Annotated in this window: 6 protein-coding genes and 1 pseudogene; 5 read left to right on the forward strand and 2 right to left on the reverse strand. The window is 37.5% G+C overall.

Translation table 11 applies throughout. The features are described from left to right. The first annotated feature begins 177 nt into the window (after window positions 1-177). The 4 genes from MW688_RS15715 to MW688_RS15730 all read left to right on the forward strand — a co-directional run bounded on the left by MW688_RS15715 (window position 178) and on the right by MW688_RS15730 (window position 5848). Complete coding sequence (locus tag MW688_RS15715) at window positions 178-2460, forward strand: ATP-dependent helicase (RefSeq protein ID WP_486736956.1); 2283 nt, start codon at window positions 178-180, stop codon at window positions 2458-2460. A 91-nt stretch (window positions 2461-2551) separates the two neighbouring features. Next, window positions 2552-3010, forward strand: a complete 459-nt coding sequence (locus MW688_RS15720) for a hypothetical protein (protein WP_486736957.1) — start codon at window positions 2552-2554, stop codon at window positions 3008-3010. A 207-nt stretch (window positions 3011-3217) separates the two neighbouring features. After that, entirely contained in the window at window positions 3218-4171 is a 954-nt protein-coding gene (locus tag MW688_RS15725) for an NAD-dependent epimerase/dehydratase family protein (protein WP_486736958.1), read from the forward strand. 18 nt (window positions 4172-4189) lie between these two features. Continuing rightward, window positions 4190-5848, forward strand: coding sequence for an alpha/beta hydrolase (locus MW688_RS15730; protein WP_486736959.1), 1659 nt, complete (start codon window positions 4190-4192; stop codon window positions 5846-5848). A gap of 3 nt (window positions 5849-5851) precedes the next feature. Here MW688_RS15730 and hpsL read toward each other — a convergent pair whose 3' ends face one another. Both hpsL and glmM read right to left on the reverse strand, forming a co-directional pair. Continuing rightward, entirely contained in the window at window positions 5852-7597 is a 1746-nt protein-coding gene (hpsL, locus tag MW688_RS15735) for a hormogonium polysaccharide biosynthesis protein HpsL (RefSeq protein WP_486736960.1), read from the reverse strand. 342 nt (window positions 7598-7939) lie between these two features. Then, window positions 7940-9376, reverse strand: coding sequence for a phosphoglucosamine mutase (gene glmM, locus MW688_RS15740; protein ID WP_486736961.1), 1437 nt, complete (start codon window positions 9374-9376; stop codon window positions 7940-7942). Window positions 9377-10111: 735 nt separating this feature from the next. Between glmM and MW688_RS15745 the strand changes: the two are divergent. Further along, window positions 10112-10519, forward strand: a pseudogene (locus tag MW688_RS15745) (AAA family ATPase); the annotation flags it as partial. Window positions 10520-10774: the final 255 nt, after the last annotated feature.

Genomic DNA, 10774 nt, shown 5'->3' on the forward strand with positions numbered 1-10774 from the left:
TTATCTTCGGCTTGCGCCCTTATCTTCGGCTTGCGCCCTTATCTTCGGCTTGCGCATCAAATTGATTTTATTTTCGCTTCTTCAAGGGGAGAATATCTCACTGCGATAACTAATTGAACGGACATGATACAATACACGAGCAGACTAGTCAGTACACTAGTACTAGTGGAAAATTTAATGTTATTTACAAGTAATCAAAAAACACTAATAGATAGTTTACGTCCAGGACAAAAAGAACTAGCTAACTGGCAAGGGGGTAAAATGGCGGTAGCTGCCGTACCCGGCGCGGGAAAATCCTATAGCTTATCAGTAGCTGCGGCTTTAACTATAGCCCGTGCTCAACTAAATCTACAACGTCAATTAGTAATAGTAACTTATACTCGTTCAGCAGCGGCGGGTATTAAGCAAAAAATAAGAGAATGTCTCAAACAAATGGGTTTACCTCAATGGGGATTTACTGTTCATACTCTCCATGGTTTAGCTTTGAATATTGCTAGTCGTAACCCCGAACTCCATAGCCTTAGTTTTGATACAGCTACAGTAATTAGTCCGAATCGGAATCATCAACTGATTCGCAACTGTGTAGAAGGATGGATATCAGACTCTCCCTATTTCTATCAAAGGCTAATTGAGGGAGTTAGATTCGATGGAGAAGAAGCAGAAAAACTGAGACGTCAATCGGTATTACGAACAGAAGCTTTACCCAGTTTAGCCTATACAGTAATTAGAGAAGCAAAAAGCTCCGGTTTATTACCCCAAGACTTGTGGGAATTGAGTGAAAAAGCGAAAGATGAATATCAAATACTGGCGATCGCCGCCCGGTTGTATGATCTCTATCAAAAACTAATGACCGCTCAAAACTTTATTGACTATGATGATTTAATTTTAGCTGCTTTAAAAGTCTTAGAAAATGAAACTGTGAGAAAAACTTGGCAAGGACAAATATATGCAGTTTTTGAAGATGAAGCGCAAGATTCTAGCCTATTACAAGAAAAATTAATTTCTCTTTTAGCGGCTAATCCAGATTCTCATAGCTTTGAGGATACTAACCTAGTGCGAGTAGGAGACCCCAATCAGGCAATTAATACCACCTTTACCCCAGCAGATCCCCTTTACTTTAACTGGTTTTGTCAAACTTGTCAGGAGCAAAATAAACTAGTAACTATGAATCAAGCCGGGCGTAGTAGTAGAGTGATTATATCTTCAGCTAACTATGTTTTACATTGGATCAATGAACATTGGGATAACCAGGGATCTCAGGCGCTTAATTTACCTTTTCGCGAACAAGAAATTGTCCCTGTTGCTGAAGATGATCCCCAACCAGACGCTAATCCCACTCCCGAGGGTGATGGAGTAGAAATACATTATCCCGAAGATGTATATAAAACTGTAGAATTAATTGGTCAAAGAGTTGAGCAACTTTTACAAAAATCTCCAGATCATAGTGCCGCTATTTTAGTGAGAGAAAATCGACAGAGTAATTATCTGGCCCAAAAACTGAAATATCTCCAGAAAAAAGCAGGAATTAGAGTTTATGAAGTAGCAGAAGCTCAAAGATACTCACAAATACCTCAAGAAATCCTCTCCCTACTCTTATTTATTCACCGCCCTCACTCTCCAGATAATATCAAAAGAGCTCTAGAAATATTACAACAACGTCAACTAATTCCTAGTCAAGATTTAAATATACTAGCAACCTATCCAGAACAATTTCTCTACCCAACATTACCAGAAAAACAAGGATCTCTCTCTCCTGATTTAGTGAAAACTAGGCGTTACTGCTGCAATTTACTTAAGGCAAAAATAGAATTGCCCCATTATCAATTAATTGCTTTTTTGGGAATGACTTTAAAGTATACAGGTTCCGAATTAGCTACAGTACAAAAATTATCAGAAAAAATACATCAACAAATGAGAGGGCGTAATTCTTTGCCCTTGGCTATTACCCTCCTGCAAGAAATCGTTACCAGTGAAAGTTTTGAGGCTGTAGAAGAGGATAATGAAGAACAGTATACCCGTGCCAAGCAACTCACGATTATCACCATGCACAAGGCCAAGGGATTAGACTGGGATTATGTGTTTATTCCTTTTTTGCACTCTAATATTCTTCCAGGTAGATTAAATGTTCCCCTAGCGGCTAAATTTCTAGGAGAATTTACCCTAGCAGATGTAGCTCGTGGGCAACTTAGAAGTGCTCTCCATTCTCAATACCAAGGCAATTCTCCAGTCATACCTAACCCTCTAAAAGCGTGGACTGAGGCAGGAAAACTCAAAAAAGCGGAAGAATACCGCCTATTGTATGTGGCTATGACTAGGGCTAAACGTTTACTCTGGTTATCAGCGGCTAAGCAAGGGCCATTTCGTTGGTCTAATTTTCGTGCTGAGGGGGTGAATAATTTGCAAAATCTAGACCCTTGTCCAGTTTTATCCCCTCTCAACAAGTTTTTAAGGAATAAGTGAAATAGAATAAAGCCCAATGATAATCTAGAGGGGATCTGATATAATTTTGCCTAAAATAACACTCATAACACTCTATTTAGGTAATTATACCATGTCAGTAGTTACACACCCTCAATTTACTCGTAAAAACACCAAGTTTTCCTCCAAAACAGGCCAATTAAAAGAATTTTCTCAATATAAAAAAGCTTCGGTTGAGTTAAAAATATTAATGTTTTTACATAATAGTTCTTGTTTATGTTCTTTATTGTTAATTGGCACAGTTTTAACAGTATTTGGTTTAACAGTTACTATTCCTAAAACTTGGCATCAGGAATATGTTAAGTTAAAAAGACTTCAAAGGGAAGAACGACAATTGACCTCCGCCAACGAAACTATTAAAAATGAACTCCTTGATTCAGTAGAAGCTACTCAACCTCACTTGGTTTATCCTAAACCAGAAAATACTGTGTTTTTAACTCCTCAAGATTCCCAGAAAATTGAATTCAAAAAAGATGTTGTCAATGAGTCTAATTCTCTAAACCCTATTGTGGATTCTCCCGTGGCTTACTAAGCAAATCCCGACATGCTGTGTGTGGTGCGTTACGGGCTTCGCCCTAACGCACCCTACTAATACTGTTGGCCTATTTAGTACTTTTGTTCTGATGCAAGATATGAGAATACGGCTTCTTATCTGTCTATTGGCTATATAAGGAATTCCTGAGATAATAGTTGTGCATTACTAATACTGATGTTAGTTAAGATAGGAAAATGAAAGTTTATGCGATCGCTAATTACAGGTGCTAATGGTTTCACTGGTTCTCATCTTGTTAAAATACTCATAAAACAAGGACATTCAGTTAAAGGTTTAGTGCGTCAATCGAGTAATCTTTTTCGTATCGCTGATTGCGACCTAGAGTTAGTTTATGGCGATATTACAGATAAACAGGCTTTAACTAAAGCTATGGAAGATGTTGATTATGTTTTCCATACGGCAGCTTATGTGGATTTGGGTATAGTTGATGCTAGGGAAATGCACCGAGTTAACGTTGAAGGCACCCAAGCTGTTCTCAGTGTAGCGGCAAAAACACCCATCACTAAATTAGTTTACTGTAGTACGATAGGTATTTTTGGAGATACTAAAGGAGAAATAGTTGATGAAAGCTTTATCAGAAAACAACAGGACTTTTCTTCAGCTTATGATCGCACAAAATATCAGGCTCAACAACTGGTAGATGAGGCGGCAAGTAGAGGCTTACCAGTGGTAAGTATTCTACCATCAGGAATTTTTGGTCCTGATGATCCCCATTTTGGACCAGTAATTAAACTATTTACTGAAGGAAAACTAAAATTGTGGATAGGTGGAGATCGCCTCACAGGAATTGTCCATGTTGATGACTTAGCAGAAGCGATGATACTGGCAGCTAAACAGGGTAAACCGGGAGAAAAGTATATTATTTCGGCAGGAGAGCTAAAAACTCAAGAAATGTTTCAGATTTTAGCTCAAAAGACCGGGAAACCTGTACCTAGAGAAATACCAGAATCAATAGCAAGGATATTAGGACAAATATTAGAAACAAGTAGCAAAGTTATCCCCTGGAATCCACCATTAAACAATGAACGGATACACTATGTTTATGATCGTTGTGTTCGAGTCACAGGAGATAAAGCCCGACGAGAATTAGAATGGTCACCTCGAACGATTTACGATACTATTATAAGTACGATTACATGAAACCAAGGTGTATTTCCCTTGAAGCCTTATACTTTACTCGGTTATCTGGTGGCTGGACTAGTATCTATAGGTATAACGCCTAATTCTGTCCTAGCTGCTGAAACAATTTATTTTATTTATCCCCCGTTTAATTTTCCTCTAAGAGTTAACTCTTTAGAAAAATTTGCTGAAGATGGCACAGTTAGTCAAAATTTAAAATTTTATCTCAACTTAGCAGATGCCACTCCAGAGCAAAAAAATCAATTCCAAGAAGCTTTACGCACGAGAGTAGATGTAGACCCGGTGTTACTGTCTCGCTTTTTTAATACGGAAATTGGTGAAGATATTCTCAGTCGTTTTGGCTATGTAGTTAATATTCCTGGAGGAAGAAATGCTAAGTATCCTCTGCGAGGTGCAGTAATCCAAGCGGCACTATCAGAAGAAGGATTGAGTTTACTGAGTTTTCTTCGTCAACTACCCGTTAATGTGGAAATTGATTTAAATAAATCTTTAGAGATAGCCAAGAATATTGAAACTGTGATTAAAGCCACTCTATTTTTGAGCGACAAAACAGCGGAGTTATCTCAACAAGAAATAAAAGAAGATATTCCGATTAACTATAATCAGATGTCGGATTTACGCCAACTTGGTCCAATTTCTGTGACCAGAGAAGAGTGGAATCTCAGAGACCCGGAGCGCGATCGCCAATTTTATGTAGATGTTCATCTTCCCGAGACTTTAACTAGCCAAAAAACTCCTGTAGTTATTCTTTCCCATGGCTTAGCATCCCGTCCTGAAGATTTTGGTAAATATGCGCGGCATTTAGCCTCCTATGGTTATTTAGTATTAGCACCACAACATCCCGGTAGTGATTCTCTACAACTAGAGGCACTAATCGATGGTATTTCCCGCGAGATTTTTCTTCTAGATGAATTTATTGATCGCCCTTTAGATATTACCTACTTAATTGATGAACTGGAAAGACGTAATGATAGTGAATTTAACAATCAACTACTTTTGAACGAGGTTGGTGTTTTTGGACATTCTTTCGGTGGCTACACAGCTTTAGCTGTAGCTGGAGGGAAAATTGACTTTAGTAATTTAAAAAAAGAATGCCAGTCTTATTTTAAAACTGGTAATACCTCCTTGCTTTTACAGTGTAGACTTTTGGATTTACCAGAAAAAGACTATGATTTTAGAGATCCTAGAGTCAAAGCTATTTATGCTAGTAATCCCGTGAATAGTGCCATATTTGGACCTAATGGTTTAGCTGAGATTGAGATTCCTGTATTTATTGGTGCTGGTAACTACGATCCCGCTACTCCCTTTGTTTTTGAACAGGCTTTATCTTTTCCTTGGTTTGAAACTGAAAATAAGTATTTAATGCTGCAAGAAGGGCAAGCCCACGTAGATTTTTCTCAACTTGATGGAGGTTTAACAGATTTAATTGAAAGTACCACTAATGTGACTCTTCCTACCCCTCAAATTCTTGATAATTACATTTTTGCTAGTTTAACTGCCTTTTTCTCAGTTTATATTCGAGATGAATTAGCCTATCAGCCCTATTTACAATCATCATACCTAGCTTATCTCAGCGAGAATCAGCCTTTTAAAGCTTATTTAATTACCGAAAATTCCTCCCAATCTTTAGAAGAAGCAATTGAAGATTTTAAAGCTAAAAATAATTTAACACCATAGATTTTAACTCTTTTTTAATCTAACTTTTATTCTATTTTTGTGGTTTTGTGGTTGCGGAGATATTTTGTTTTCCTTGCGGATTTGTTGATCGATAACCGCAGCTTTAAAAATAACTCCAATGAAGAACCAATAGTAAACCGCTACTGGGTCTGTATCTAGGGGATACCAGTAGGGAAAATAACTGATAATTACAATAAACACCCAAAAGCTCGAAGCATAATTACGCATAATTGTATCTTGAGTCGAGCGATAGCTATTAAAGCTGACAATGACTAAATGAGTCAAAAAAATCATAAAAGCTAGTAATCCAAAAGGCCCAATTTCGTAAAAAATTCTGGCGTGAAAAGTTTCTACAAGGAAAATATCTCCTAAAACTCTAGCTGAATTTGTCGCCAGTCCTAAACCATTGCCTAAGATTCCATCAAAATTTTCTAATGCCCAATTATACTGATTAACAATAAATAGATAGGGTGGTGCAGCATTCCAACGATTTACAAAATCCTCTACTCTTCGTTGAACAAGTTCAGGATTCTTTGCTATTAACCAAAATACCGATATACCGACACCGAGAGCAACAGGTATAAATCTCTTGAATTTAAAAATTTGCCCAGTTAAAACTGACATCACCATAAAAAATATAGGGACTAAAAGTAGTGCAATTCTTTGTCCACAAATGAAGGCATTGATTAAAACTAAGAGCATTCCCCCCGCACCAATTAAACGCCATCTTTTAGAGGGATCACTAAAAGTCGTAGTAAAGCTAATCCCAGCGTTAGCAATTAAAAACCATGACCAATGCCAAGGAGATACAAATGTACCCGGTAATCTAACTGCTCCAAAAGTGGGATTAAAGGCTAAAGCACCCCCGATAAAACAACGTGCCCGTAATTGAGGTTTATAAATCTCTACTGCTTCCATAAAGCGAGTTCCATCACAAGCACCACTAGCAAGCAGACGGTATTGATATAATCCTAATAGACAACAGATAATAGCTAATACTACGAGTAATCGACCAAGGAAAATAATTTGCTCTTTGGTTTCAATGAGGTAGTAGGCACAAAAAATTAAAGGAATATAGCCAAGTAATACTTTTAATCCTAACAGTCCTTGTAGAGATATAAGTCCCTGTTTACAAGGAGTAAAAATTACTAGTCCCGTTTCTGGATTGAGTATATATGCCCCACTAGCATCCCGTAAAAACTTCTCTTCTTCACTTAAACTATCACAGTAGGGAAGAAATTCACTGCTGAGATTGACAAATAAATAGGTCATGAAACAGAAGAAAACTAATAGCAAAAGTGTAGGTACTAATTGCTGTTTCATCAAAATCGGTTTTCTCTTAGTTATACATTCTTTTGTTAATGCTAAAAAAGCCCCAAAATAGAAAAGATCTTTAGCTAATTGAAAAGCAATATTTCCAGCTCCAATACTATAGGTGATTGTCCCAGAAAAAGGCATATAAATAAGAAAAGCCCAAAGTGCCATTCGTGGATACTGATAAGAAAAAAATAAAGTGGCAATTGCTACTGGGATAGCTAAACCTATTTTAAGATTTGTTATTAAAATTAAAGGAATAGAAGTAACTAAAATAAAAACTAAACCTAAAGAAATACTCAGCAAGGCTTTTTGAACCAGCTCCCGATTTCGACGTTTTTTCTCTAGTTGTTCTCTTATTGATAAAGATGGGGTAGAAGAATTTTTCTTGACTTTTCTTTTTTTGGGTTTAGTTCTAAAATTTACTCGCTGCATAATTAATTTTTTATGTGATAATAACTATTTATAAATCAATTAATATAAATTATCTAGATGCTATATTACTAGGTTAATTACTGCTGTGCTTAAAGCAAGGGAATTGATGTTCCTATTCATTATATTAGATCCGATTATGAAATAGTATTTATAAACAAGCACCGGGAGCTTTATCATTTCTCTCCTCACACTTATCGCACTTATCATCTCTGACTGAGTTACAGATAATTTGGTGCGTTACTACTTCTTCCCACAATTCCCATCTCTGAGTGAGTTACAGATAATTTGGTGCGTTACGCGCTTCGCACGCTTCACACCCTACTTCTCAAAGCCTTTTTCAAGTTAGGCTAATTGGTTATTAACTACAGTAACTAAATGTTCTGTCCAGTAATTGGCTAAATGATGATCTCTTGCTTCTACCATAACTCGAATTAAGGGTTCAGTACCAGAAGCCCTAACTAAAACTCGACCTTGGTTACCTAAATTTTCCGAAGCTTTGGCGATCGCCCTTTGGATTATTTGGCAATCTTTCCATGTTTCTAACACTTGGCGATTTTTAACTCGTACATTTCGCAACAGTTGAGGATAACTAGTAAAGCTATTTTCTCTCAAAGTCTTGAGGCAAGTTTTCCCTTCACAAACTAGAGATGTCAGATGCAATGCTGTTTGAATCCCGTCACCAGAGACACTGTGGTGGTGACAGAGAATGTGACCAGATTGTTCACCTCCTAACATTGCCCCTGAGGACCACATTTGTGATTGTACATGTTGATCCCCTACGGCAGTACGAATTATCTCACCTCCGAGTTTTTGCCACGCCTTTTCAAAGCCTAGATTGGCCATTACCGTGGCTACAATTAAGTTATTGGGTAAAAAATCTTTTTGTTGTAGGTATTGACCCCAAAAATAAAGAATGTGGTCACCATCAATTATTCTGCCTGCTGAATCTACTGCTATTACTCTATCTGCATCTCCATCGAAGGCAAAACCGAGATCCGCATTGTATTCTTTAATTGCTGTTTGTAAAGGTTGGAGATGAGTTGAACCACAGTTGACATTGATGCGATCGCCATTTGCTTGGGAGTGTAAACAAATCACGTCAGCGCCAAGTTTTGTAAATGCTTGGGGAGCTAAGTTTACTGCTGCCCCCCAGGCTAAATCTAATACTATGCGTAAGCCCGAAAAATTAGTTTTTACAGGGAGAGAATTTAAAATACTCTCTAAATAGTTTTGAGTCAATTCAGGATAATTATGGGTTTTACCTGTATGAGGTGTCAATAAATCAGAATTAAATATTTCTCCTTGGTTTCTTAACCCATTTTCTATATTTTTAGCTAGTTTTTTGCTAATTTTTAGACCGTCACCTTCAAAAAATTTAATTCCGTTATCTTCGGGAGGGTTATGACTTGCTGAAACCATAATGCCTCCTATGGCAGCAGTTTCTTTGGCTAAATAAGCTACTGCTGGAGTTGGACATAGTCCTAGATGCCAAACCTCTACTCCTGCTCTATTTAGACCCGAGGCGATCGCTTCTGCTAACATGGGACTAGAATTACGGGAATCTTGGCCAATAATTACTGGTCCTGGTGTTATAGCTGACTCTCGTAATATTTTTCCTGACCAAAATCCTACTGCTTCTGCTAGGGTAGGAGTTAATACTTCTCCTACTTTACCACGGATGCCATCTGTACCAAATAGAGGATTAGATGATAGCTGCTGCTGGTTATTTAAGCTATTTGTCGGCGAATTAAACCTACTTTTGGTAGTTAGTTTCAACATTATTTAATTACTCCTCACACAACACAATTTAGATTTTTTCCCTATAGTTAAAACCTAGGGATTTTGATATAACATAGTCTTTCTTGAGGTATATGTTAACTTATATTTTGCAATTTAACAGATTTGCTTTTATTACAAAATAATTTGCGATGCGTTACACCTCGTTAACTACCTTTTATTATATTACATCAAGTAGGGTGCGTTAGCGCTCCATGCGCGTAACGCACCAAACATGAGTAATGAGTTTTGAAGTCTTGAAGTCTTGAAGAAAAGTAGTGGACTGTTTCAGTTAAAATAGGGCAATAGACAGGCTTATAAAATAGGGCAATAGTAGGGTGTGAAGTGCGCTCCCTGCGCGTAACGCAACGAATCATGAAAGCAATACAAAAGGGAAACTAAAAAGTAACGCACCAAATTATCGAGGTAAAGCAGAAGGGGCGCAAGTATGAGCGCCCCTACAGAATAATAATATTAGATCCGTATATTCCTTTATTAAATAGCGCTATACTAGTAGCGAAGTTCCTCACAGAATTACTCTAGGACAGAATAATACAAACAACAATAGATAAGTTGCAGAAGAAGGAAATGAAATAGATGCCTGATAAGCAAGATGAAGAAAAAGAAATTATTGATTTACTTTCAAAATACTATCAAGATTTTCGTCAACAATTGTCTTCAGCTTATAAAAAGCTTGAGGGAAGGATAAAAAAAGATAATAAGTTAAAAGAGCAAAATCAAGGAAATTTGACGGAAGAAGAGCAAAAACAGCAGTTAAAACAGATTGAAAAGTATATTACTCTCGGTCCCTTGGGTACAGCTTTGTTACCTAGAAAGAAACCTCGGGTATTGTTGATTGATGAGATAGATAAAAGTGATATTGATTTGCCGAATGATTTATTAACTCTCTTTGAAGAAGGACGTTTTGAAATTCCTGAGTTGGAGAGAATCAAAGAAGAGGTAGACAAGGTTACAGTAAGAACTGCCTATACAGATACTCAAGAAGAAACTGCTGTTGATATGAGTACAGAAATAACTAATGGTTTAGTTTACTGTAACGCTTTTCCTTTTGTGGTGTTGACTAGTAATGGGGAGAGAGATTTTCCGGCGCCTTTTTTACGGCGTTGTCTCCGCTTGACAATGAAACCCTTAAAATTTAGCCAGTAGGTTGGGTGATCGGTACTCAACCCAACATTAATATAAGCACTTATTCCCTTTTTCCCTTAAAAAATCATCGGGTAATCATAACTAAATAACCATACAATTAATTATTTGGTATAGATGAACGGATACAGGGCTCTTGTTTGCAGAAGCGCAAGCCGGGAGATGGGCGCAAGCCGGGAGATGGGCGCAAGCCGGGAGATGGGCGCAAGCCGGGAGATGGGCGCAAGCCTTGCGCCC

Source organism: Johannesbaptistia floridana (assembly GCF_057440575.1).

Coding starts and splice junctions, on each gene's coding strand:
- MW688_RS15715 (WP_486736956.1), top strand. CDS start 178: ATGTTATTTACAAGTAATCAAAAAACACTAATAGATAGTTTACGTCCA.
- MW688_RS15720 (WP_486736957.1), top strand. CDS start 2,552: ATGTCAGTAGTTACACACCCTCAATTTACTCGTAAAAACACCAAGTTT.
- MW688_RS15725 (WP_486736958.1), top strand. CDS start 3,218: ATGCGATCGCTAATTACAGGTGCTAATGGTTTCACTGGTTCTCATCTT.
- hpsL (WP_486736960.1), bottom strand. CDS start 7,597: ATGCAGCGAGTAAATTTTAGAACTAAACCCAAAAAAAGAAAAGTCAAG.
- glmM (WP_486736961.1), bottom strand. CDS start 9,376: ATGTTGAAACTAACTACCAAAAGTAGGTTTAATTCGCCGACAAATAGC.